The following is a 23,439-nucleotide window of genomic DNA, read 5'->3' as shown; positions in this document are numbered from 1 at the left end:
ACGATGAGCGCAATATTTTAACAAAGGCTGAATTGCCCGTGACGAACAGTCGGGAGGCGCGAGAGGCGTTAATTTTGCGGACGCCCCCTCGCCATTTGCCATGGAAAAGCTATGATTGGCGCGGGAGCAACAACAACCAGGTCCATCATGGCAGCCAAAAAAGTCCGCAGCAAGATCATCCACAAGACGCCCGCGACTCCACCCAAACCCTCTCCTGTAACTTTGAACACACGTGGCGTCGCCAACTGGAAAGAAGCTGCCGAATGGCTGCGCGCTCGCGGCATTGAGGATATCGAATGCATCACGCCCGACTTGGCCGGCGTGCCGCGCGGCAAGATGATGCCGTCCTCGAAGTTTACCTCCAACACGTCTCTGGCTCTGCCGTCGGCGATCTATCGCCACACAATCTCAGGTGAATATCCCGACGAGACCGAGGAATTCCGCTACGATTCTCGCGATAGCGACATCAAGCTGGTCCCTGATCTTTCCACTCTTTCGGTCGTCCCCTGGGAGACGGATCCGACGGCGCAGGTGATCTGCGATATCGTCGACACCGACGGCAAGGCCGTGAGCTATACGCCACGCAACGTGCTCAAGCACGTCATGAGCCTCTACAAGGCACGCGGCTGGAAGCCGGTCGTCGCGCCGGAAATCGAGTTCTACCTCGTCGCCAAGAATGACGATCCCGATTATCCGCTGAAGCCGCCGACAGGCCGTTCGGGCCGATCGATCCAGGGCGGACAAGGGTATTCCATCGCCGGTATCAACGAATTCGACGAACTGATCGACGACATCTATCACTTCTCCGCCGCGCAAGGGCTGGAGATCGATACGCTGATCCATGAAGAGGGTCCGGCGCAGCTCGAGATCAACCTGCGCCACGGCGATCCGGTCGAACTCGCCGACCAGGTCTTCATGTTCAAGCGCACCATCCGCGAAGCCGCGATGGGCCATGGCATCTATGCCACCTTCATGGCCAAGCCGATGCAGGGCCAGGCAGGTTCGGCCATGCACATCCACCAGTCGGTGGTCGACATCAAGACCGGCAAGAACGTCTTCTCGAACGCGGATGGGTCCGCGTCGAAGGAGTTCTACAATTTCATCGGCGGCATGCAGGCCTTCGTACCGAAGACGCTGGTGATGATGGCGCCCTATGTGAACTCCTATCGCCGCCTGACGCCGAGCATGTCCGCCCCTGTCAACAATGCCTGGGGTCACGACAACCGCACGACGGCATTCCGCGTTCCCGTCTCCGACGCCGCCGCGCGCCGCGTCGAAAACCGCCTTCCGAGTTCGGACGCGAACCCCTATCTCGCGCTCGCGGCCTCGCTCGCCTGCGGTCTGCTCGGCATCATGAAAAACATCGAGCCGACGCCGCCTTCGGATGGCACCGCAAATGAAGGCTCAGTCGAGCTGCCGCGCGGCCTGCTGGAAGGCGTGTCGCTGCTCGAAAGCGAGCCGGCGCTCCGCGAAATCTTCGGCAACGAATTCATCGGCATGTATGCCGGCGTCAAGCGCGGCGAATTCGAGACCTTCATGCAGGTGATCAGCCCCTGGGAACGAGAATATCTGCTGCTCAATGTGTGAGCGAATGAGGAGCAATCGCTGAATGACGGCATTCATCGATTTGATTTGCAATGAGCAGGATTGACTGGGCCCGGCTTCGTGCGGGCGTGAAGGTGCTCGGTTTGACATTCACGGCCGTTGTCGTCCTAACGGCGATAGTTGCCGGCGCGTACCGCGTGGTGGATATCAATGGCAAATGCGATGCTCTGGACGAAAAGACGATAGTAGAAAATGCGGTTCTGAGGCGCCTGGCGGGAATGCGTGAATCCAATGTTCTCATGGCGGACGAGTCCGGCCAGTACAAGGACTTCCCGCTCTACCAATTTTCCGGTCCGGGAGAATATTTGAATTACTATCCGGATTGCTGCAAATATTACCCACTGAAGATCGACGAGCGACGATTAAGTACAAGCGAGATTTATATTGAGGGTAAATGCGGGTTTGTTTCGATCAGCGACAAGACGCATTATTTGGCAAATGGGAAAATGACCATACTGCCCACAGGAGGCGCTTCTACCTGGTTTGTCGATAGCGCCTACGGGATGTCTCTGCTCGGGAGGTAAATGACGGTGAAATAAGAGGGGTTGGAGCAATCTGGACCTTCCTGTTATGTCCGGCGATCGGTCTTCCGGCGATGCCAGGCGAAAACCCGGGCCCAGGGTGACTCCGTCTCGAGTTGCGGTTCGGGCCGACGCATCTGTTCGAAATGACGTCGGGACAGGTGATCGGCGAGCAGGATCGCCGTGAATATGTCGTACATGGTCGTTTCCTCGAACATTAATGGTGTCAGGATCTGTCTCGGACAGCGGGATGCGTCCGAAGGCCGGCCACGAAGTGGCGCGCGTGTTCCGACGGCAGGGAGGGTGGACGCGGGCATCGCCGCCACGCCGGAACATCCCCAATCTATGCATCAAGATTTGCTTTATCTACGTGCGAGAATGCATCATATGTTTCATCCATGAAAAAGATTGGATGGGATGCCTACGAGATTTTCATCGCCGTTGCGCGCAATGGCGGCCTGACAGGTGCCGCGCAGGTTTCAGGCTTGAGCCCCGCCACGATCGGCCGTCGCGTACTCGAGCTCGAGCAATCGATCGGCCGCACGCTCTTCGCCCGTAGCCAGACCGGCTATACCATGACCACCGAAGGGCAGATGCTCTTCGACCAGCTCAAGGACATGGAGTCCGCCGTCCGCCGCGTCGAGAGCTGGCGCATGGAATCCTCTGGCGCGGTCACGCTGCGGCTTGCTGTCGGAACCTGGAATGCGAGGCTGGTTGCCGAGAATTTCCGCGACCTCTGCAGCGAGCGGGACAATTTCCGCGTCGAGATGACGGTGACCGAGAGCCGCGCGCCGCTCGCTCATCGCGAACATGATGTCGGCCTCCGTGCTCATCCGCCCGAGGAATTGAATCTGGCATCCCGCCTGATCGGTGAGGTGGCCTATGCCGCCTATCGCGCCAAGAGCGCGTCGCACTATCTGCCCGAGCGCTGGCTTGCCGTGACCGAAGCCGATGCCATCTCGAACTATCTGCGCTGGCCGCATGAAAACCGCGCCGTCGGTATCGTCGTCACGGTGACTCGACCGCGTTCGCTGCTCGATCTCGTCAAGGCGGGTACAGGCAATGCCATCCTGCCGTGTTTCATCGGCGACATGGAGCCCGGCATCGAGCGCGCCAGCGACGAGATCCCCGAATTGCGCCACAAGCAATGGGTCGTTACCAACAATGACGACCGCGCGCGCCGCGAGATCCGCACCCTTGCGGACCGGCTGACAAAACTCTTAAAGGCACATCAGGATCTCTATGCGGGCAAGCGGCCCGTGAGGAACAACTGATCGAAAATCGGAAATCCCCGCATGGCCATCATCTGCTTCGATATCGGCGGCAGTTTCATCAAGGGCGCTGTAGCGCAGACGGCCAAGGACATCACGCCGCTCACGCCGCAGCCGACGCCCTTGGACGACTTCGACGCCTTCGTCGCGACCCTGATTGGCGTGATTAGCGATAGCGGCATCCGACCCGCGCGCATTGCCCTTTCGATCACCGGCATTATCGACCCCGACACCGGCATGGCCACCGTTGCCAACATCCCCTGCATCCATGGCCGCCCGCTTAAACGCGACCTCGAAGATATGCTCGGCCTCGATGTGCTGATCGCCAACGATGCCGATTGTTTTGCGCTGGCCGAAGCAGGCCTTGGGGCGGGCAGGGGGTATGCCATCGTGCTGGGCGTGATCCTCGGCAGCGGCGTTGGTGGCGGGCTGGTGGCGGATGGTCGGCTGGTCAATGCGGCCGGCGGCTTTGCCGGCGAATGGGGCCATGGCCCGATCCTGCCCAACTATGCCGGCGATCCGCCGGTCGCCATTCCGGCCTGGGATTGCGCCTGCGGGCAGAAACGTTGCCTCAACACGGTCGGTGGCGCCCGGGGCATGGAACGGCTGCATTTCGAGATTCATCGCGCCGAGCGTACGAGCCGCGAGATCGTCGATGCCTGGCAGGCGGGCGATGCGGATGCGAGCCGCACGATCGACATCTATATCGAACTCGTCGCCTCGCCACTCGCGCTCGCCGTCAACATATCAGGCGCCTCGATTGTGCCGGTCGGCGGAGGGCTGGCGCGGTCGGGGCCTTTGATGGAAAGACTCGATGAGGCCGTTCGTGCAAGGACGCTCCGGAAGTTCGCCAGGCCGCTCGTCGTTCCGGGCTCATTGTCGATTGAGCCGGGCTTGGCAGGTGCGGCGCTGCTCGGTCTGGGGGCTGCGGGATGAGCGGCGTTCTTCTGGAAGTCTGCGTTGACGACGTTGCCGGCCTCGCAGCCGCGGTCGAAGGCGGCGCTGACCGTATCGAGCTCTGCAGCGCGCTGGCGCTCGGTGGCCTTACGCCGTCTTTCGGGTTGATGGAGGTCGCCGGCACTTTCGATATCCCCTGCAACGCGATAATCCGTCCGCGTGCCGGCGATTTTGTCTATTTGGAAGAAGAGATCGACGTGATGCTGGCCGATATCGAGGCCGCCCGAAAAGCGGGCCTGGCGGGTATCGTGCTCGGCGCGAGCCTTCCGGATGGTCGGCTCGATCGCCTTGTCCTGCAGACGCTGGCGGAGGCTGCTGAGGGTCTCGACATGACCCTGCATCGCGCCTTCGATCTCGTGCCCGACATTGCCGAGGCCGTCGAGATCGCCGTGAAACTTGGCTTCGCGCGTATCCTGACTTCGGGCGGAGCCAGGGCGGCCATTGAAGGCCTGCCCGGATTGAAGCAGGCGGTCGATGCCGCCAAGGGGCGAATATCGATTATGCCGGGTTCCGGCGTGTCGGCCGCGAATGCCTCCGAATTCCTTGGGCTCAAAGTCAGGGAGATCCACGCCTCTTGTTCGACGCCGATTGAAGCGACAGGCGGAAGGCTGGTTGATTTCGGCTTTCAGTCCGAAGCCGCGCGTCGCACCGATGTCATGAAGGTGAGGGCACTGAAGACGGCGATTTCGACCAGATAAAAAGCCCGGGCCTCCTCCAGCCCGGGCATCAGCGCCGCAGGTAACGCGGCGGGGGAAATTGTCGAGGTCTCAGCGCCCCTGCGTTACGATCACCGGGATCATCAGATCACCCCAGTTGCCTTCATTGTGATGGCGGGCGGAGCGGATCAACTCGACCGACACGCCGGCATCGACGGCCTTCATCACGGCATGGTTGAGGCGGTGCAGGTCGTTGGCGACCATGCGGATCGCGGCCTGCTGTTCGGCGCTCATGGCGGTTGCCTGTTCTTCGGCACGTTCCTTGACGCGGGTCTGGACACTCATGGCATTTCTCCTCTTTTGAATTGGGGTTGTTGAAGTCTGGCTTCCTGAAGAAGAAGGCCCCGCCCCAAACCCCGCCCGTGGTGGGGAGGGTTCGGGAGGGGAATTCCTGCTACTCCGCCGCCGGGCGGAACTGATCGCGCTCTGTCGATTCCTTCATTGCGGTGGTCGAGGACTTGCCACCCGAGATCGCCACCGACACGGCGTCGAAATAGCCGGTGCCGACTTCGCGCTGGTGCTTGGTCGCGGTATAGCCGTTGACCTCGGCGGCGAATTCGGCCTCCTGCAGCTCCGAATAGGCGGCCATCTGCCGGTCCTTGTAGCCGCGGGCGAGTTCGAACATGCCGTAGTTCAACTGATGGAACCCCGCGAGTGTGACGAACTGGAACTTGTAGCCCATCTTGCCGAGCTCGCGCTGGTACATGGCAATCGTCGCATCGTCGAGGTTCTTCTTCCAGTTGAACGACGGCGAGCAGTTGTAGGCAAGCTTCTTGCCCGGATGCACCTTGTGCACGGCTTCCGCGAATTTCTTCGCCTGACCGAGATCCGGCTTGGAGGTTTCCATCCAGATCATGTCGCAATAGGGCGCGTAAGCAATGGCGCGAGCGATGCAGGGCTCGATGCCGTTCCTGACCTGGTAGAATCCCTCGACGGTACGGCCGGCGTCGTAATCGACGAAGGGCTGGTCGCGCTCATCGATGTCAGAGGTCAGTAGCTTTGCAGCTTCCGCGTCGGTACGGGCTATGATCAGCGTCGGCGTACCCATCACGTCGGCAGCAAGCCGGGCCGCGGTGAGGTTGCGGATATGCGCAGCCGTCGGGATCAGCACCTTGCCGCCGAGATGACCGCATTTCTTCTCCGAGGCCAACTGGTCCTCGTAGTGGACGCCGGCAGCACCAGCTTCGATGAAAGCCTTCATGATCTCGAAGGCGTTGAGCGGACCGCCGAAGCCGGCCTCCGCGTCGGCGACGATCGGCGCGAACCAGGTGTCGACCGAGAGACCCTTGCCCTCCTGCGTCTCGATCTGGTCGGCGCGCTGCAATGTCTTGTTGATGCGCTTGGCGAGTTCCGGCGCGGCATTGGCGGGGTAGAGCGACTGGTCGGGATACATGGACGACGCGGTATTGGCATCCGCCGCGACCTGCCAGCCGGAGAGATAGATCGCCTTCAGGCCCGCCCGGACCATCTGCATGGCCTGGTTGCCCGAAAGCGCGCCGAGTGCGTTGACGAAATCCTCCTCTTGAATGAGCTTCCAGAGGCGGTTCGCGCCCATTTCGGCAAGCGAATACTTGATTTCGACCGAGCCTCGCAGGCGCTTGACGTCCTCGGCTGTGTAGCTGCGCTCGATGCCGTCAAAGCGGCCCGTGGGTGCCGAGGAAACGAGGTTGTAAAAATCAGTCATAGCAAACTCCTTGTGCTAGTCTTCCGTCCCAGATCACCGCTTGGGATATGATGATCTGCTTGATCCGATGTGACGGAATTTACATTGCGCTGCGGGATGCCGCTATAGACAAGGTGAAAATCTCGGGCATAATCGAGTTAGGCTGTGCGATTGTTTACATGATGGCACTGTAAATTTGTAAATCTTGTAAAGTCGCGTGGCCGCGAATTTTGTAAAAGGAAATGACAATGGCCGAGTCCAAGATCTTCGCAGGGCCCCGCGTCCGGCGCGTGCGCAACCGGCTCGGCATCACCCAGACCACGATGGCGGACGGCCTCGGCATCTCACCTTCCTACCTCAACTTGATCGAGCGCAACCAGCGGCCGCTGACAGTGCAGCTTATCCTCAAGATGGCCTCGGCCTACAAGATCGATATAGAGGAACTCCAGGGCGAGACCGGTTCGATGGCGGGCGAACTCCGGCAGGTTTTCTCCGACCCTTTGCTCTCGGGCGAAATCCCCGCCGGCGAGGAACTGGCCGAGGTAGCGGAAATGGCGCCCAATGCTGCGCAGGGGATGGTCAAGCTCTACCGCGCCTATCGCGAACAGACCGAACGGCTCTCCGATCTTGCGGGCCTGCTCGCCCAGGCGGGACATGACCCGGCTCTATCAGGCGCACGCTTGCCGATGGACGAAGTCCGCGACCGGCTGGAAAACCGACCCAACCATTTTGCTGCGATCGACGAGGCGGCAGAGGCCTTCCATGTTCGCATTGGCTCAGGCGAGGATGTGGCGGGGGCGCTCAGGGAATGGCTGAAGAACCAGCACGGCATCGTCGTCCGCACGCTGCCTGTCCACGCCATGCCAAATCTGCGCCGTCGCTATGACCGGCACTCGATGCGACTTTTCCTCTCCGAGCGGCTCTATCCGCACGACCAGTTGCGCGAGATGGCGCAGGAAGCCTGCCAGATCGCGCTGCGCGAGGAGATATTGGCCACGGTGGATGCGCTCGCCCTGTCGTCGGTCGAGGCGCGTCGCATCGCCCGCTTCGAACTCGCCCGCTATGCAGCGCTTGCGGTGATGATTCCCTACGGCGAGTTCCTGGCCGCGGCGAAGCGGACGCGCTACGACCTCTCGATCCTCTGCGCGCGATTCAAGGTTTCGTTCGAACAGGCAGCGACGCGGCTTGCCAGTTTGGTACGCCCGGGTGTTTCCGGCATTCCGTTCTTCCTGATGGAGATCGACATCGCCGGAAACCGCATCCGCCGATGCGGGGCAGAAGGATTTCCGCTCGCCGCATTTGGCGGGCAGTGTCCCAAGCTCAATGTCTATCAAGCCTTCGCCATGCCGGGCCAGGTGCTGGTCGATACGGTCGAGATGTTGGGCGGTGGCCGTTACCTCACGCTCGCGCGCACGCTGGAAGGGCCGATCTCTGGTTTCGGCGAACGCGTCCGGCGCACCGCGTTGCTCATCGGATGCGATGCCGCGCATGCCGCCGAGACGGTTTATGGGGCAACGACCGCGGCGCCGGTTCTCGCGGGCACCGGATGCCGGCTCTGTGAGCGTCCCGGCTGCCTGGCGCGCGCCGAACCGCCGGTCACGCGGCCGCTCGGTCTTGACGAAATGGTGGCAGGCATGAGTGTCTTTGACTTCCAGTAGCCGCTGCAACTCCGGATGCTTTGTAAAAATTCGCAGATTTTTTTGTTGTCGCCCGCCGCAAACCTTCCTAATCTCTCCATGCGAGTGGGACACCGGGACATCAATAAGAAGCAGTTCCTTACCGGCAAACAGGAGAAAATTATGCGAAAACAGCTATTTGGGCTGGCTGCAGGCGTGGCCGCCGCGCTTGCCTTGGCCGGCGTTGCGACCGCGCAGGAGCGGGTGGTCAATGTCTACAACTGGTCCGACTATATCGATAATTCCATCCTCGAAGACTTCACCAAGGAAACCGGTATCAAGGTCGTCTATGACGTCTTCGATTCCAATGAAATCCTTGAAACCAAGCTGCTTGCGGGTGGCTCGGGCTATGACGTCGTGGTGCCGACCGGTCCGTTCCTGGCGCGCCAGATTCAGGCCGGTGTGTTCCAGAAGCTCGACAAATCGAAGCTGCCGAACCTCGCAAACATGTGGCCCGATGTCATGCAGCGTCTCGGCAAATACGACCCGGGCAACGAATATGCCGTCAATTACATGTGGGGCACCACCGGTATCGGCTACAATGTCGATAAGGTGAAAACCGCGCTCGGCGACGTGCCGATCGACAGCTGGGCTGTCCTCTTCGATCCCGCCAACGCGGAGAAGCTGAAGAGCTGCGGCATCAACATTCTCGACTCGCCGGACGAGACTTTCGCGATTGCCATGAATTACATCGGCAAGAATCCTGACAGCAAGGAAACGGCCGACCTTGAGGCCGGCGGCGACGTCTATATGAAGATCAGGCCGTTCGTGCGTACCTTCAATTCCTCCGCCTATATCGATGAATTGGCGAATGGCGATGCCTGCATCACCATCGGCTGGTCCGGTGACGTCCTGCAGGCCAAGAGCCGCGCCGAGGAAGCCAAGAACGGGGTCAATGTCAATTACGTGATCCCGAAGGAAGGCACCTATATGTGGTTCGACAACCTCGCGATCCCGGCGGATGCGAAGAATGTCGAGGAGGCCCATGCCTTCATCAACTACCTGATGAAGCCCGAGGTCATCGCCAAGGCATCGAATTACGTCCAGTATGCCAACGGCAACCTTGCCTCGCAGAAGTTCCTCGACGAGGCGGTGTTCAAGAATCCGTCGGTGTATCCCACCGCGGAAACCACCAAGAAACTCTTCACGATCTCGCCTTACGGGCCGCGTGAATCGCGCGTTCTGAACCGGCTCTGGACCACGATCAAGACCGGCAGCTGATGGCGGAATGACTTAGAGGGCGGCGCAAGCCGCCCTTTCTTTTTCCGGTCGCGGATTAGCCCTTGAAGGTCTTCGCCGTCGGAATAATCAACCAACGATCACACAAGATTTGCGAATGGGGCGCTGGCGAAATGGCGAAGACTCTCGGACCGGTCAAACGTAAATTCTCACCCTGGACCGATCCGGCCGCGGTGCCTTTCATACGCTTCGAGAACATCACCAAGCGCTTCGGCGATTTCGTCGCGGTCAAGAACCTGTCGCTCGACATCTACGAGAAGGAGTTCTTCTCGCTGCTCGGCCCCTCTGGTTGCGGCAAGACCACGCTGATGCGCATGCTGGCCGGCTTCGAGGAGCCCACCGAAGGCCGCATCCTGCTGCAGGGCAAGGATATTTCGGGGGTGCCGCCCTACAAGCGGCCGACCAATATGATGTTCCAGTCCTACGCGCTCTTCCCGCACATGACGGTGGAAAAGAATATCGCCTTCGGCCTCGAACAGGACAATCTGCCCAAGGCCGAGATCGACACCCGCGTCCAGGAAATGCTGAAGCTGGTCAAGCTCGAACAATTCGCCAAGCGCAAGCCGAGCCAGCTTTCCGGCGGCCAGCGCCAGCGTGTCGCGCTCGCCCGGTCGCTCGCCAAGCGCCCGAAGGTGCTGCTGCTCGACGAGCCGCTCGGCGCGCTCGACCGCAAGCTCCGCGAGGAGACCCAGTTCGAACTCATGGACATCCAGCACACGCTGGGCCTGACCTTCCTCATCGTCACTCATGACCAGGAAGAGGCGATGACGGTCTCCGACCGCATCGCGGTCATGGACAAGGGCAACCTCGTGCAGGTCGCGACGCCGGCCGAGATCTATGAGGCGCCGAATTCGCGCTACGTGGCCGACTTCATCGGCGACATCAACATTTACGAGGCCAAGGTCAGTGCCAAGGATGGCAGCCTGGTCACGCTCGATTCCGATGGCCTGCCGGTCAAGGTCGAGCAGCCGGACTGCCCGGCAATTGCGGGCAATGCCGTCGCTTTCGCAGTCCGACCTGAGAAGGTGCGCATCTCGCTCGATGCGCCGGTGACGCCAGATGCCAATGCCGCCCAGGGCGAGGTGATGGATATCGGCTATCTCGGCGACTTCTCGGTCTTCATCACCAAGCTCAAGGATGGTCGCATCATGCGGGCGGCGCAGGCCAATGTCTCGCGCCTCGTCGACCGGCCGATCACCTTCGGCGACCAGGTCTGGCTGACCTGGCCCGCCGACGCCGGCCTCGTACTGACGCGCTGAGGGACCGGCCATGGCTCATACCGCAGAAAATCATCAGAACCCCGTCAGATGGCTGATTGTCATCATTCCCTATCTCTGGCTCGGCTTCTTCTTCCTCGTTCCCTTCTTCATCGTCTTCAAGATCTCGCTTTCCGACCTTGCGATTTCGATGCCGCCCTACACCCCCGAGTTCAAGGGCTTCTCCGATCTCGGCAATTTCTTTTCCCAGCTCGATTTCGAGAACTATACCTTCCTGGGATCGGACTCGCTCTACATCAGCAGCTATTTCAATTCGCTGCGGATTGCGCTGATCTCGACCTTGCTGCTTCTTCTGATCGGCTATCCGATGGCGCTTGCCATGGCGCGCGCACCGACCACGATCCGACCTATGCTGCTTATGCTCGTGATCTTGCCTTTCTGGACCTCGTTCCTGATCCGCGTCTATGCCTGGATCGGCATCCTGAAACCCGAAGGTCTGCTGACGGTGCTGCTGCAGTCGCTCGGCATTTTCGGCCCGGACGAGCAGGTCAATATCTTCCGCACCGACTACGCCGTCTTCATCGGCATGGTCTACTCTTACCTGCCCTTCATGATCCTGCCCCTCTATGCCGCGCTGGAGAAGATGGACGGCACGCTGCTCGAAGCCGCGAGCGACCTCGGCTGCCCGCCCCGGAAGGCCTTTTGGAAGATCACATTCCCGCTGTCGCTTCCGGGCGTCATTGCCGGCTCGATGATCTGCTTCATCCCGATTACCGGCGAATTCGTCATTCCCGATCTGCTCGGCGGTGCCGATACGCTGATGATCGGAAAGACGCTGTGGACCGAATATTCCGGCAATCGAGACTGGCCGCTGGCCTCGGCCGTGGCGGTGGTGCTGCTGCTCGTGCTTGTAGTACCGATCATGATCTTCCAGAATCAGCAGCAGAAGGCGTGAGGAGAAAGCCATGAAAACTTCACGCTTCGATCCTGTCGTCCTGACACTCGGCTTTGCCTTCCTCTATATTCCGATCCTGCTTCTGATGATTTTCTCCTTCAACGCGTCCAAGCTGGTCACGGTCTGGGGCGGGTTCTCGACACACTGGTATGTGCAGATGTGGCAGAACCAGGGGCTCATGGATGCGGCCTGGATCACCATTCGTGTGGCGCTGCTGAGCGCCACCATCGCCACTGCGCTCGGGACGCTCGCCGCGCTGGCACTGACCCGTTTCATGCGGTTTCCCGGCCGCATGCTGTTTTCGGGCATGATTTATGCGCCGATCGTCATGCCGGAAGTGATAACCGGTCTCTCGATGCTGCTGCTCTTTGTCGCCATCGGCGTCGACCGAGGCTTCTGGACGGTAATGATCGCCCACACCACCTTCACCATGTGTTACGCCGCGATCGTCGTGCAATCCCGTCTGGTGACCTTCGACCGGAGCCTTGAGGAGGCTGCGCTGGATCTAGGTTGCCCGCCGGTCAAGACCTTCTTCAAGATCACGCTGCCGCTCATCCTGCCCGCTGTGATCGCTGGCTGGATGCTTGCGTTCACGCTCTCGCTCGACGATCTCGTGATCGCGAATTTCAACACCGGTCCCGGCGCCACGACGCTGCCGATCAAGATTTACAGCCAGGTACGTCTCGGCGTGACGCCCGAGATCAACGCGGCCTGCACCATCCTGATCGGCTTCGTCACTATCGCCGTGATCATCGCCTCGATCATGACCAAGCGCTCGGAAGTGCAGCGCCAGCGTGACGAGCGGGCGGCTATGGCTCAGGGGTAGCTATTCGTCGGTCGAACGTGGCGGGATGAAGAGATAGGCGCAGAACCATACCGGCAGGATCACGATCGCGCCCAACAGCACGTTGGGGATCGCCCAGGCGATGAACCGCGCCGCATGCTCCCAGGCCTCGACCGGCGTAAGCCCGATCGAGGCAAGGATGCGCTCTGCCGAAAGCCCGAATAGGTTCATCAATGCGCCCGCAATCAGCGAGGCGAGCAGCAGTTTGAACAGGCCTTTGAAGAATGGACTCACGGTCTTCCCCGGATCAGTTCCGAAGAATTTAGCGAAACTTGGTAAATAAAGGATTTTGTCGCTTGGTAGACAAAACCATCAACTGCAACTTATAGTAATTCAGGGTGGTGGATGCTGATTTGTGGCCAGGTGCACAACCGGGGAAGACGGGCTCCCCCGGCTATAGGCGAGCAGCCCTCGCTGCCCTTAGGAGTGATTGCTATGAGGTTGAAACTCATCGGCATCACGTTCGAGCTAAAAAGAAATCGGACCACTTGGAATGTAACCGTCCGATTTATCTTCGAGGCCTGAGCGAAGGAGACCGAGCGAAAGTTCGGCCTCCACTCCTTAAGATTACGCTTCGATCCTGGTTGTTGCAACCGCTGCTGCGTGTATTCGCCTAAGATTTTTTTCACCGATATCCGTTTTTTCTCCGTCTTCAATGAAAATTATCTATATTTATCAAAGGTATTTTCCGCGTGCTTTACAGCCTTCTTGCAACTTTGCGCAACCATTTCAAAATTTCCGTGCCTTTTGCGATTTTGGAGAATGGAGTTAGTCGCACTGCCGCATCTCGAACGTCCCGCGACGTAGAGCGTATTGCAGTGCAGCGAAACATTCTCTAGAAATCCCCTGTCGAATGGGGAGGCATGGATGTCAGAGCAAACGCCACTTTGGGTGCCAGGCGAGGCCCAGGTCGCATCGAGTCCGATGACGAAATTCCGCGAGTTCTGCGCGGTACGAGAAGTTATTGACCTCCCCGATCACGACGCCTTCCACGAGTGGTCGATCAAGGAACGCGGGGCCTTCTGGTCCGCGGTCTGGGACTTCTGCGGCGTGCGCGGCCAAAAGGGCGGCCGCGAGCTGATCAACGGCGACGTCATGCTCGATGCCCGTTTCTTCCCGGATGCGACGCTGAACTTCGCCGAGAACCTGCTCATCAAGCACGGCCCCAACGACGCATTGGTCTTTCGCGGCGAGGACAAGGTCAGCTACCACTGGAGCTGGGACCAGCTTCATTCCACCGTCTCGAAGCTGCAGCAGGCGTTCCGTGCCATGGGCATCGGCAAGGGCGACCGTATTTCGGCGATGATGCCGAACATGCCGGAGACCATCGCCTGCATGCTGGCAACTGCTTCGATTGGTGCCATCTGGTCGTCCTGTTCGCCGGATTTCGGCGAACAGGGCGTACTCGATCGTTTCGGCCAGATCGAGCCCAAACTTTTCATCACTTGCGACGCTTATTGGTACAATGGCAAACTGCAGGATGTCGGCGACAAGGTCCGCGCCGTAGCGCCGAAGCTCGGCTGCCCGGTCATGGTGGTCAAATATGCCGGTGATGCCGAAGCACTCGCGACCTCGCTCACGGACGGCCGTTCTTTCGATGCGGCGACTATTCCTTACGCGGCCAAGCCAGTGGAATATGAGCAACTGCCATTCAGCCACCCGCTCTACATCCTCTTCTCGTCGGGCACAACCGGTGTGCCGAAATGCATCGTCCACTCGGCCGGCGGAACCCTGCTCCAACACCTCAAGGAGCACCGCTTCCACTCCGGCGTCAGCGATGGCGACAAGCTGTTCTACTTCACCACCTGCGGCTGGATGATGTGGAACTGGCTGGCTTCGGGGCTGGCGAGCGGCGCAACGCTCTGCCTGTTCGACGGCTCGCCCTTCGCACCCACCGGAAACGTGCTGTGGGACTATGCAGCGGAGGAGAAGTTCGCGATCTTCGGCACCTCGGCCAAATATATCGACGCTGTGCGCAAGGGCGGCATCGAGCCGCTCAAGACGCATGACCTCTCCGAACTCCGCCTGATCACATCCACCGGCTCGCCGCTGTCGCCTGAGGGCTTCTCCTTCGTCTATGAGGGTATCAAGCCGGACGTGCAGCTCGCCTCGATCTCCGGCGGCACCGATATCGTCTCCTGCTTCGTGCTCGGCAACCCGGTCAAGCCGGTGTGGCGTGGCGAGATTCAGGGGCCGGGCCTCGGCCTCGCTGTCGATGTCTGGGACGATGAGGGCAAGCCGGTGCGTGGAGAGAAGGGCGAACTGGTCTGTACCAAAGCCTTCCCGTCGATGCCATCAGGTTTCTGGAACGATCCTGAAGGCGCCAAGTACAGGACTGCCTATTTCGAACGCTTCGACAATATCTGGTGCCATGGCGATTTCGCCGAATGGACCGAGCATGGCGGCCTGATCATCCATGGCCGTTCTGACGCCACACTCAATCCCGGCGGCGTCCGCATCGGGACCGCCGAGATCTACAATCAGGTCGAACAGCTCGACGAGGTCGCAGAGGCCATCTGCATCGGCCAGGATTGGGACGACGATGTCCGCGTCATCCTCTTCGTGCGTCTCGCACCTGGCCTGACGCTGGACGCCGACCTCGACAAGAAGATCAAGACCAAGATCCGCGTCGGCGCCTCGCCGCGCCACGTGCCGGCCAAGGTGATCCAGGTCGCCGACATCCCGCGCACAAAATCCGGCAAGATCGTCGAACTTGCCGTCCGCGAGGTCGTCCATGGGCGGCCGGTCAAGAACAAGGAAGCGCTGGCCAACCCTGAGGCGCTGGAGCTTTATGTGGGACTGGAAGCACTGCGGAACTAGTGTCGCAAGGCCAAGGCGGCACCCGTCACCGGATGCCGCCCGATTTCATCATTTCAGCTTGATGGCAAAATGCTTGCGGATAGGCTCGTCGATCTTCCAGGTGCCCTTGAAGCCGGGCTCGATCACGAATGCATCGCCCGGTCCGAGCACCACAGGCCCGCCGCCCTCGGCCGTGATCGTCACACGACCGTGCATCATGTGGACGAATTCATATTCGGTATAGACCGCATGATAGGTGCCCGGCGTGGCTTCCCAATAGCCCGAGATCATGCTGCCGTCCTCGGACGTGTGCAGGACCCAGGTCTTCATGGTGGGCGAGCCTTCGACGACGGTCCAGCCATCCAGGTCTGATGTATCGGGTTCGGATGACGCCGGGTCGGCGAGCTTTACAGCATAGTCCATGGTTCCTCGCAAAGTTTGGCCCGGCATGGCCGGGCTGCGGTTGAAGAAGGTGCCGGATCGGCTGGGCTCTGGAATGGCCCGTAGAAATGACACCGTAAGGATCCTCTCCGGGAGTTCTGTCCCGTTTGCGAAGTCATAGGACGGGAGCCAGTGACATTGCGCAGATCATCCTCTCCGGCCGTGCATAACTGTCTTCCATACCGCTGACCAGGATCGTCTTGCGCGTTTCGATATGGTTGTTGGACGTCGGATCGAGCAGATGCATGCGTAGCGAAGGCGGTGGATGTCGACATATCGAGGTCGTTTCGAGTCATCGTCGGGCTGCCGGAAGATGGCGACCAAGCTGAAAGCCGTCATGCTTTCCTGTCGTTTTCTGAGGCGCGCGCCTGCCTGCGTCGTGCTAGCTCTCGACAGTCCCGCCCAGCCTGATCGGCCCTTTCATGACCAACACTTCCGACTCGCCGTCGACCTCGTCGTCTGTGCCCGATGCGCGGCGCAAATGGGTGCTTCCGGTTACCATTCTCGGATCCAGTATGGGCTTCATCGATGGCTCGGTGGTCAATGTCGCGCTGCCGTCAATGCAGTCGTCGCTGTTGGGCACGCTTACGACCATGCAGTGGATCGTCAACGGCTACATGCTGATGCTGGCGAGCTTGATCCTTCTCGGCGGCTCGATCAGCGACCGCTACGGCCGCCGCCGCGGCTTCATCATCGGCCTGGTCATCTTCGCGATTGCGTCGGCAGCCTGCGGCTTTGCGCCGACCGCTGGCTGGCTGGTCGCTGGCCGCTTGCTGCAGGGCGTCGGCGCTGCACTGCTTGTTCCCGCCAGCCTCGCCATCATCGGCGCGGCCTATCCCAAGAGCGAGCGGGGCAGGGCGATCGGCACCTGGGCCGCTGCCGCCGGAATCATGACTGTGCTCGGCCCGCCGCTCGGCGGATGGCTGGTCGATTTCGTCGGCTGGCGCGCCATTTTCTTCATCAACCCGCCGATCGCAGCCATCACGCTGGTGCTCGCCGTCCAGCTGCCGCCGGACGAAATGAGCCGCAGTCACGCGAGACTTGATATCCTGGGCTCCGTGCTCGCCGTACTGGCGCTCGGTCTCCTGAGCTATGGCCTGATCACCCTGGGCGAAGGCGCTACCACCATGGGTGTCGCAGCCATCGCGCTTTCCGTGCCGGCGGCAATCATCTTTGGTGCAGTTGAGGCCCGCAAGACAGCGCCGATGTTGCCGCTCTCGCTCTTCAAGGACCGCTCCTTCCTCGGCGCCAATGTCATGACCGTGCTGCTCTACGCGGCCCTCAGCGCCGCACTGTTCTTCCTGCCCTTCCTGCTGATGCGTGTTCATGGCTACACCGCCACGCAGGCCGGATCGGCCATGCTGCCCTTCTCGATCCTCATCGGCCTGGGCTCGCGCTGGACCGGCGGCCTGTCCGACCGTATGGGGCCGCGCCCGCCGCTGGTGTTCGGCGCGCTTCTTGCCGCCGCTGGCTATGCCGTTCTGGCGATGACAGGCCACCTCTCGAATTTTTGGACCGGCTATCTCCCCGGCCTTGTCCTTCTCGGTGCTGGCATGACTGTCGCCATTCCGCCTCTGACGACCACCGTCTTCTCCTCGTCGCCCGAGGACATGAGCGGCACGGCCTCTGGCATCAACAACGCGGCCGCGCGTGGTGGCGGTCTCGTCGCCGTCGCCTCCATCGGTCTGGCCTTCGGCAGCACCAATCTCGCGACGGTAAGTCCTGAACAATTGCAGGCCGCCTACAGCCTCGTCCTATGGAGTGCGGCAGCGCTGAGTCTGGTCAGTGTCGTCTGCGCGCTAATGATGATTGCGCCGAGAGACGGAGCTCCAAGCGCTGACTAGATAGCGAGCAATTCCCTTAGCGTCGGACTTGGTCATCCTGCTATTCCTCGATTGTGATGCATGCTAGGCCTTGGGCGATTGCGATCGGAGACCTGCGGATGAGACAATTGACGGACGAAGGCCAGCGCGCCCTGAATGACATCGCCGCCCGCCATGGCGTGAGCATGGATGCCGTCCAGCACCTGCTGATGGCGGTCGCCGCCGGTGGCTCGACCCAGGCGCAGTTCAACCATCCCGAACTCGGCGGCATGGGCCAGTGGTCGCAGGGCGGCATGATCATGGTCGGCGACATGTTCAACAACGGCCTGAAGGCCCGCGTCGATGCGCTTTGCAATGAACTGGCAAACCTCGTGCGCGGCTTTGATGTCTTTCAGCCGCCACCGCAATCGCAGGGCCAGTTCCAGGGCGGCGGCGTTAGCCTGTTCGTGCCCGGCACTTTCTCGTCAGGCAACTGGTGGCCCGACGAACTGGGCCACGCCGCCTCGGTCGGCTCGCAGAACAATCTCCGTTATGCCTTCTTTCCCGAGACCCGAAGGCTGGCAATCGACCTTGGCGGGCGGATCAGGGTCTACGACACTGGGGATCACCAGATCGGCGGCTTTTCACAGCAGCAGGGCGGCGGCCAATCGTTGAGCTTCAACTCGCAATACGGGCTCGTGGATATTGCCTCGCTGGCTGAGATCACCGGGGCCGAGCCGGAAGCCGCCACACCTCACCTGCCTAAGCAGTATTTGGCAGCGGAAGAGGAACCTCAGCGGGCGCCGGCGCCGCTAACGCCGATGCAAGAAGACGATATCTTCAGCAAGATCGAGCGGCTTGCCGGCCTACACGCCAAGGGCATCCTCAGCGACGAGGAGTTCCAGGCGAAGAAGGCCGAGTTGTTGAGCAGGCTCTGAGACCAGCTACTCATGTCTTCCATATGAGGGAGCTTTCGTTGGACATCACCAGCCTCTCCGCGACTGCATTGTCCACCGCAATTCATGCGCGCCAGATCACGTGCGCGGCTGTCATGCGCGCATTCCTCGACCGTGCCGGTGAGATCAATCCTGCGATCAACGCGATCGTCAGCCTGCGTGACGCGGAGGCGTTGATGACCGAGGCCGTGGCCGCCGACCGCGAACTCGACGAAGGCCGATCCCGAGGTGTTCTCCACGGTATGCCCTTCGCGATCAAGGATCTCTCCGAGGCGAAAGGCATCCGCTGTACCTATGGCTCGCCGATCTACCGCGATTTCGTGCCTGATTTCGACGACATCCATGTCGAGCGGATTCGCGCTGCCGGCGCCGTCATCATCGGCAAGACCAATGCGCCGGAGAAGGGGCTCGGCTCGCATACCTACAACCCCGTCTTCGGCATCACCCGCAATCCTTACGACCTCTCGAAGAGCGCGGGTGGTTCGAGCGGTGGCGCGGCCGCAGCGCTCGCAGCCCGGTTGCTACCTCTGGCTGATGGCAGCGACATGATGGGCTCGCTGCGCAACCCGGCCGCCTTCAACAATGTCATCGGCTTTCGCCCGAGTTTCGGCCGCGTGCCGGCGCTCGACAACGAGCTCTATCTCGGCCAGTTGGCCGTCAACGGCCCGATGGGCCGGACGGTGGCTGATGTCGCGGCCCTTCTCGACATCCAGTCAGGCTATGACGCGCGCGATCCGATGAGCCTGCCGAAAGAGGATTTCTCAGCCGTCCGGCCCATTGATGGCCGCGGCCTCCGGATCGGTTGGCTCGGCGATTTCGATGGTTACCTGCCCTGTGAGCACGGCGTGCTCGGACTTTGCGAGGGGGCGCTGGATACCTTTCGAGCCATTGGAGCAATCGTCGAGAAGGTCGACCCCACCTTCGACATGGCTCGCCTCTGGCAGGGCTGGAAGACCCTTCGTCATTTCCTCGTCGCCAATGGCAATGCCGCCGATTATGGTGATCCGGCGAAGCGGCTACTTATGAAGCCCGAGCTTACTTGGGAAATCAAGAACGGGCAGGGGCTTTCGGCGCAGGACGTCCACGCTACTTCGATGATCCGCAGCGACTGGTACCGCCACGTTCTCGTGCTGTTCGAACGCTACGATTTCCTCATCCTGCCCTCAGCCCAGGTCTTTCCCTTCGATGCCGACCTGCACTGGCCGGCCGAGATCGCCGGCCGCAAGATGGACACCTATCATCGCTGGATGGAAGTGGTGATCGGCCCGACCATGGCCGGGCTGCCAGTTGCTGCGATGCCTGCCGGCTTCGGCAGTCAAGGCCTGCCGACTGGCATTCAGATCATCGGCCGTCCGCGCGCCGACCGCAGAGTATTGGAAATGGCGATGGCCTATGAGGACGCGACGGATTGGCTCGGCCGCATGCCGAACCTCTGATCAATGGCTCTCGCCTTCTACCTCGCCGCGCTGCCGACGAAGCAGGCAAGATCGGTCGCCGCCAGCCCGAATTCAGATCCTGTAAGCCGCATCGAAAACACCTTTCACGGACACGCCGAGTTCGTAGATATAGCCTGCCTCGGGGTCGGCCTTCAGCTCTTCGGGCGAGAGATCCTCGCCAGCCGTGGTCACCAGCAATCGGTCGGCGTTCCGGCCGATGAAGGCGGGGCAGGTGGCCTGTTTCGGCGGTAGCTTGTAGCGTTCGACGATATTGCCGCTGAGGTCGTAGTGGTGGACTTCGCCGACGCCCCAGCGCGCGTTCCAGATGGTGCCATCGGCCGCGCAGACCGAACCGTCGATGCCGCCGTCCTCACCGCGCCCGTCGTGGAAGACCTCGGGCGTGCCCGTGGGGAGCCCGGTGGCCGGATCGACGGAGACCTTCATATAGAGGTTTTCCATCGTATCGACATAGTAGCCAATCGTCCCGTCGGGCGAGAAGCAGATGCCGTTCGGGATCGAGATGCCGGGGAATACCGGCGTCACCTTGCCGCGCAGCACATGGTAGATCGTGCCGGCGCCCTTGCGGTCCGGGCCGCCGGACTTGGTCATGGTGCCGAACCAGAGCGCGCCCGACGGATGGCAGCGGCCGTCATTCGAGCGCATGTGATGCCTGTCGTTCTCGATCGGCGTCACCAGCTCGAGCGCCCCGGTGCTGACCGTTCGGACATGAAGGCCATGCTCGGAAGCGATGATTTGCCGCTCCGTGTCGATTTTCGCCAGGACGCTCGCCATGAAGGGCAGTTCGTGCCTGGTCTTCTTGCCGGTCGAGAGATTGAGTTCATGCAGTTCGCGATTGCCGATCGAGAACCACCACGCCGTATCCGTGGCGGGGTCATAGGTCGGGCCTTCGCCATGATAGGTGTTGAACGCGTCGAGCACGGTGCCGCGGAAGGGCTCAAGTTCAGTCATGTCTCAGGCTCCGAAGGCTTTGTCATAGGCTGCGATGGTCGTCCGGGCACGCCGACCGACTTCATCCGGCGACATGCCGGGTTTGTAGAGGCTGGAGCCGAGACCGAAAGCCTTGATGCCGCCCTTGGCGTAGTCGCCAAAATTTTCGTCGGACACGCCGCCGACGGCCGCGATCATCAGATCCGGCGGCAGCACGGCGCGGATGGCATTGATGCCGGAGACACCGAGCGCGCTGGCCGGGAAGAATTTGAGGCCCGTCGCACCGGTGCGGGCTGCGAGCAGCGCTTCGGTCGGCGTGAACACGCCGGGAAGCGTGACCATGCCTTTGGAGACCGCATGCGCGAGAACCGGTTGATCGACATTGGGACTGACGAAGAGCCGTCCGCCCGCCTGGTCGAGGCGATCGACATCTTCGACCGTCAGCACTGTGCCGGCGCCGATCAGCGCATCCGATGGCGCCATCTTCGCGGCGATTTCGATCGACTTGAACGGTTCGGGCGAGTTCAGCGGAATCTCGATCGCTCGCAGGCCGGCCTCGAGCAACGCCTCGATGGTCGCCGGGGTCTCCTCGGGCTTCAGGCCACGCAGGATCGCGACAAGCGGATATTTCATGGATGGAAATGGAATGCGGGTGGTCACGCGCGGGATCCTTCGTCGATTTGCCAGATATTTTGCGCGGCATGCGAGAGACCGCGACGGACGGCGTCGTCTGCGTCGATGGTGGTGGATTTGAGCCCCAGCCGGTGGAAGGCGGCTTCATACAGGCCACGCAATTTTCCGGAGGCGACGAGAATGACCGGTGTGTCCTTCGGCGCCTGCTTAAGCGCTCCGGCGAGTTCGAGGCCGATCATCATGCCGGACAGCGTTGCCTCGGCATCAGTTGGGGCAAGCGAGAACAGCAGGCCACGGGCACGGATGGAAAAAAGGCGGTTGGTCGCCAACTCGGGTTCCTTATAGGCGGCGTGGAGCGCGGCAAGAAAAGCGGGATGGCCGCCATCGAAGCCGGCCGAATCCTTCACCGCATGCTGGAGGATCGACTGCTTGGAGATGACGTCGAACAGCTCGCCGGTCATGAAGGTCGAGAATCCAAGCACCTCCTGCCGGACGATCCGCACCCACTTGGAATGCGTTCCGGGCATGGCGATCAGGCAGTCGCTGCTCTTCATGCTCTCAGCGCAGCCGAGCAACTGGGTCTCTTCGCCACGCATCACGTCGGCGGAATTGACATCGCGCTGGGCAAGCCCCGGCAGGATGCGGACATCGCGCGAAACACCGGGGACGCTGACCGCTTTGCCCGAAATATCGGAGAGTTTCGCCGGCACATCGATATAACCGGCCTCGATCCAGCCCTGCTTGGCGCCGACCATGCCGCACATGATCACAGGTGAATCGGCAGGCGCACCGACCTCCGCAAGATGCTTGTCGAGCACATTGGCAAAGCCGATGTCCCGTGCGGTCGTCATGCCTTCACGTGAACGGCTCTCGCCCAGAATCGTCCCGTCATCCCCGATCAGCCAGAGCCGGAAACTCGTCGTACCCCAATCGACGGCAACATAGTGGGCCATCTACATGCATCCCCCGTCAACGATCATCGTCTGCGCAGACACCGCGCGCGAACAGTCGGACGCCAGGTAGAGGCAGGGTCCGATCATGTCTTCGGCATAAAGCGAGAATTTCAGCGCCTGCCGGTCGAGAAACGCCGTCGCGGCCTGGTCGCTCACCCAGAGCTGCTTCTGCCGCTCGGTCAGCACCATGCCGGGCATGACCGTGTTGACCCGGATATTCTCTCGGCCGAGCCGCCCGGCCAGGCTCTTCGTCAGGCCGACAATGGCGGCTTTTGCCGTGGTATAGGCCGGGAACTCTCCCATGTTGAGAAGAAAGGCGATCGACGAGAAATTGATGATCGATCCGCCGTCGGCCTTGCGCATGAAGGGCAGGGCGGCCTGGACGACGAAGACCACGGGCCGGAGATTGATGTCGTGACTCTTCTGCCAATATTCCTCGGTCAGATCCTCGAGATCCTTGCGGTCGTCCCAGCCGGCGTTGTTGATCAGCACCTTGATGCTGCCAAAAGCTTCGCCAGCGGCCGAGACGGCCTTCTGGGTCGCCTTGACGTCGGCGAGGTCGGCGGAGAGGAAGAGCGGCTTGTGCCGAGCGCCGGCGAGTTTGTCGACAAGCGCGTCACCAGCGGATTTATCGATATCGATGAAGGCGACCTTTGCCTTCTGGGCAGAAAAACCCTTGACCAGGGCTGCACCAATTCCGGAGGCGCCGCCGGTGATCAGCACGCCTCTATCTTCTAGGTCTGGAAACATTGCACTGGGCAAGGACATGCCGGACGTAACTCCTCCCAACTGCCGCTCTATAGTCTG

General features: G+C 61.1%; 23 protein-coding genes. 14 read left to right on the top strand and 9 right to left on the bottom strand.

Annotation, left to right across the window (positions count from 1 at the left end; translation table 11 throughout):
• Positions 1 to 147: 147 nt before the first annotated feature.
• On the top strand, positions 148 to 1,587 hold the full coding sequence (locus tag AC2YI2_RS00735; RefSeq protein WP_487384502.1) for a glutamine synthetase family protein: 1,440 nt from the start codon (positions 148 to 150) through the stop codon (positions 1,585 to 1,587).
• 50 nt (positions 1,588 to 1,637) lie between these two features.
• Complete coding sequence (locus AC2YI2_RS00730) at positions 1,638 to 2,129, top strand: hypothetical protein (protein WP_487384501.1); 492 nt, start codon at positions 1,638 to 1,640, stop codon at positions 2,127 to 2,129.
• Positions 2,130 to 2,173: 44 nt separating this feature from the next.
• On the opposite strand, the gene AC2YI2_RS00725 is transcribed toward AC2YI2_RS00730, so the two are convergent.
• Entirely contained in the window at positions 2,174 to 2,326 is a 153-nt protein-coding gene (locus tag AC2YI2_RS00725) for a hypothetical protein (RefSeq protein WP_487384500.1), read from the bottom strand.
• A 198-nt stretch (positions 2,327 to 2,524) separates the two neighbouring features.
• Here AC2YI2_RS00725 and AC2YI2_RS00720 point away from each other — a divergent pair, with 198 nt between their 5' ends.
• From AC2YI2_RS00720 to AC2YI2_RS00710, 3 genes are read left to right on the top strand one after another with little or no spacing between them, the layout of a single operon-like run.
• Entirely contained in the window at positions 2,525 to 3,400 is an 876-nt protein-coding gene (locus tag AC2YI2_RS00720; protein ID WP_487384499.1) for a LysR family transcriptional regulator, read from the top strand.
• A gap of 21 nt (positions 3,401 to 3,421) precedes the next feature.
• Positions 3,422 to 4,333, top strand: coding sequence for an ROK family protein (locus AC2YI2_RS00715; RefSeq protein ID WP_487384498.1), 912 nt, complete (start codon positions 3,422 to 3,424; stop codon positions 4,331 to 4,333).
• Positions 4,330 to 5,052, top strand: coding sequence for a copper homeostasis protein CutC (locus AC2YI2_RS00710; RefSeq protein WP_487384497.1), 723 nt, complete (start codon positions 4,330 to 4,332; stop codon positions 5,050 to 5,052). Before AC2YI2_RS00715 ends, AC2YI2_RS00710 begins: the two co-directional genes overlap by 4 nt.
• Positions 5,053 to 5,121: 69 nt before the next feature.
• Here AC2YI2_RS00710 and AC2YI2_RS00705 read toward each other — a convergent pair whose 3' ends face one another.
• Positions 5,122 to 5,355 (bottom strand): SMc00767 family acetate metabolism repressor, encoded by a 234-nt coding sequence (locus AC2YI2_RS00705; RefSeq protein ID WP_487384496.1) that lies wholly within the window; start codon positions 5,353 to 5,355, stop codon positions 5,122 to 5,124.
• A 109-nt stretch (positions 5,356 to 5,464) separates the two neighbouring features.
• Positions 5,465 to 6,754, bottom strand: a complete 1,290-nt coding sequence (gene aceA / locus AC2YI2_RS00700; protein ID WP_487384495.1) for an isocitrate lyase — start codon at positions 6,752 to 6,754, stop codon at positions 5,465 to 5,467.
• A gap of 227 nt (positions 6,755 to 6,981) precedes the next feature.
• Here aceA and AC2YI2_RS00695 point away from each other — a divergent pair, with 227 nt between their 5' ends.
• The 5 genes from AC2YI2_RS00695 (at position 6,982) to AC2YI2_RS00675 (ending at position 12,646) form a co-directional block, all read left to right on the top strand.
• Positions 6,982 to 8,391: a helix-turn-helix domain-containing protein gene (locus AC2YI2_RS00695; protein ID WP_487384494.1), complete on the top strand. Its 1,410-nt coding sequence runs from the start codon at positions 6,982 to 6,984 to the stop codon at positions 8,389 to 8,391.
• A gap of 141 nt (positions 8,392 to 8,532) precedes the next feature.
• Positions 8,533 to 9,630, top strand: a complete 1,098-nt coding sequence (locus AC2YI2_RS00690; protein WP_487384493.1) for a polyamine ABC transporter substrate-binding protein — start codon at positions 8,533 to 8,535, stop codon at positions 9,628 to 9,630.
• A gap of 131 nt (positions 9,631 to 9,761) precedes the next feature.
• Positions 9,762 to 10,907, top strand: a complete 1,146-nt coding sequence (locus tag AC2YI2_RS00685; protein ID WP_487384492.1) for an ABC transporter ATP-binding protein — start codon at positions 9,762 to 9,764, stop codon at positions 10,905 to 10,907.
• A gap of 10 nt (positions 10,908 to 10,917) precedes the next feature.
• Positions 10,918 to 11,820, top strand: coding sequence for an ABC transporter permease (locus AC2YI2_RS00680; protein ID WP_487384491.1), 903 nt, complete (start codon positions 10,918 to 10,920; stop codon positions 11,818 to 11,820).
• A gap of 10 nt (positions 11,821 to 11,830) precedes the next feature.
• Positions 11,831 to 12,646 carry an ABC transporter permease gene (locus tag AC2YI2_RS00675; protein ID WP_487384490.1) on the top strand — a complete coding sequence of 272 codons (816 nt, stop codon included), beginning with the start codon at positions 11,831 to 11,833 and terminating at the stop codon, positions 12,644 to 12,646.
• On the opposite strand, the gene AC2YI2_RS00670 is transcribed toward AC2YI2_RS00675, so the two are convergent.
• Positions 12,647 to 12,898 carry a DUF6460 domain-containing protein gene (locus AC2YI2_RS00670; protein WP_487384489.1) on the bottom strand — a complete coding sequence of 84 codons (252 nt, stop codon included), beginning with the start codon at positions 12,896 to 12,898 and terminating at the stop codon, positions 12,647 to 12,649.
• Positions 12,899 to 13,531: 633 nt separating this feature from the next.
• Between AC2YI2_RS00670 and AC2YI2_RS00665 the strand changes: the two genes are divergently transcribed.
• The gene (locus AC2YI2_RS00665; protein ID WP_487384488.1) at positions 13,532 to 15,484 is read left to right on the top strand and encodes an acetoacetate--CoA ligase; all 1,953 of its coding nucleotides are present in this window, start codon (positions 13,532 to 13,534) and stop codon (positions 15,482 to 15,484) included.
• 48 nt (positions 15,485 to 15,532) lie between these two features.
• Here the strand turns inward: AC2YI2_RS00665 and AC2YI2_RS00660 are convergent, their stop codons facing one another.
• Positions 15,533 to 15,886 carry a cupin domain-containing protein gene (locus AC2YI2_RS00660; protein WP_487384487.1) on the bottom strand — a complete coding sequence of 118 codons (354 nt, stop codon included), beginning with the start codon at positions 15,884 to 15,886 and terminating at the stop codon, positions 15,533 to 15,535.
• 440 nt (positions 15,887 to 16,326) lie between these two features.
• Between AC2YI2_RS00660 and AC2YI2_RS00655 the strand changes: the two genes are divergently transcribed.
• From AC2YI2_RS00655 to AC2YI2_RS00645, 3 genes are all read left to right on the top strand, one after another.
• Positions 16,327 to 17,748 (top strand): MFS transporter, encoded by a 1,422-nt coding sequence (locus tag AC2YI2_RS00655; protein WP_487384486.1) that lies wholly within the window; start codon positions 16,327 to 16,329, stop codon positions 17,746 to 17,748.
• Positions 17,749 to 17,846: 98 nt separating this feature from the next.
• A complete protein-coding gene (locus AC2YI2_RS00650; RefSeq protein ID WP_487384485.1) occupies positions 17,847 to 18,644 on the top strand; it encodes an SHOCT domain-containing protein in 798 nt (265 codons plus the stop codon).
• Between the two features lie 38 nt (positions 18,645 to 18,682).
• The gene (locus AC2YI2_RS00645) at positions 18,683 to 20,098 is read left to right on the top strand and encodes an amidase (protein ID WP_487384484.1); all 1,416 of its coding nucleotides are present in this window, start codon (positions 18,683 to 18,685) and stop codon (positions 20,096 to 20,098) included.
• Positions 20,099 to 20,170: 72 nt separating this feature from the next.
• Here the strand turns inward: AC2YI2_RS00645 and AC2YI2_RS00640 are convergent, their stop codons facing one another.
• From AC2YI2_RS00640 to AC2YI2_RS00625, 4 genes are read right to left on the bottom strand one after another with little or no spacing between them, the layout of a single operon-like run.
• Complete coding sequence (locus AC2YI2_RS00640) at positions 20,171 to 21,067, bottom strand: SMP-30/gluconolactonase/LRE family protein (protein ID WP_487384483.1); 897 nt, start codon at positions 21,065 to 21,067, stop codon at positions 20,171 to 20,173.
• Positions 21,068 to 21,070: 3 nt separating this feature from the next.
• The gene (locus AC2YI2_RS00635) at positions 21,071 to 21,706 is read right to left on the bottom strand and encodes a 2-dehydro-3-deoxy-6-phosphogalactonate aldolase (protein WP_487384482.1); all 636 of its coding nucleotides are present in this window, start codon (positions 21,704 to 21,706) and stop codon (positions 21,071 to 21,073) included.
• Positions 21,703 to 22,632, bottom strand: a complete 930-nt coding sequence (locus tag AC2YI2_RS00630; protein ID WP_487384481.1) for a 2-dehydro-3-deoxygalactonokinase — start codon at positions 22,630 to 22,632, stop codon at positions 21,703 to 21,705. The genes AC2YI2_RS00635 and AC2YI2_RS00630 overlap by 4 nt, the downstream gene beginning before the upstream one ends.
• Positions 22,633 to 23,400: an SDR family NAD(P)-dependent oxidoreductase gene (locus tag AC2YI2_RS00625; protein WP_487384480.1), complete on the bottom strand. Its 768-nt coding sequence runs from the start codon at positions 23,398 to 23,400 to the stop codon at positions 22,633 to 22,635.
• Between the last annotated feature and the right edge of the window lie 39 nt (positions 23,401 to 23,439).

This window comes from Rhizobium sp. SRI_017 (assembly GCF_057586295.1).
Note: the sequence above shows the minus strand (reverse complement) of the source record. Positions and strands in the feature narration are given on the sequence as shown.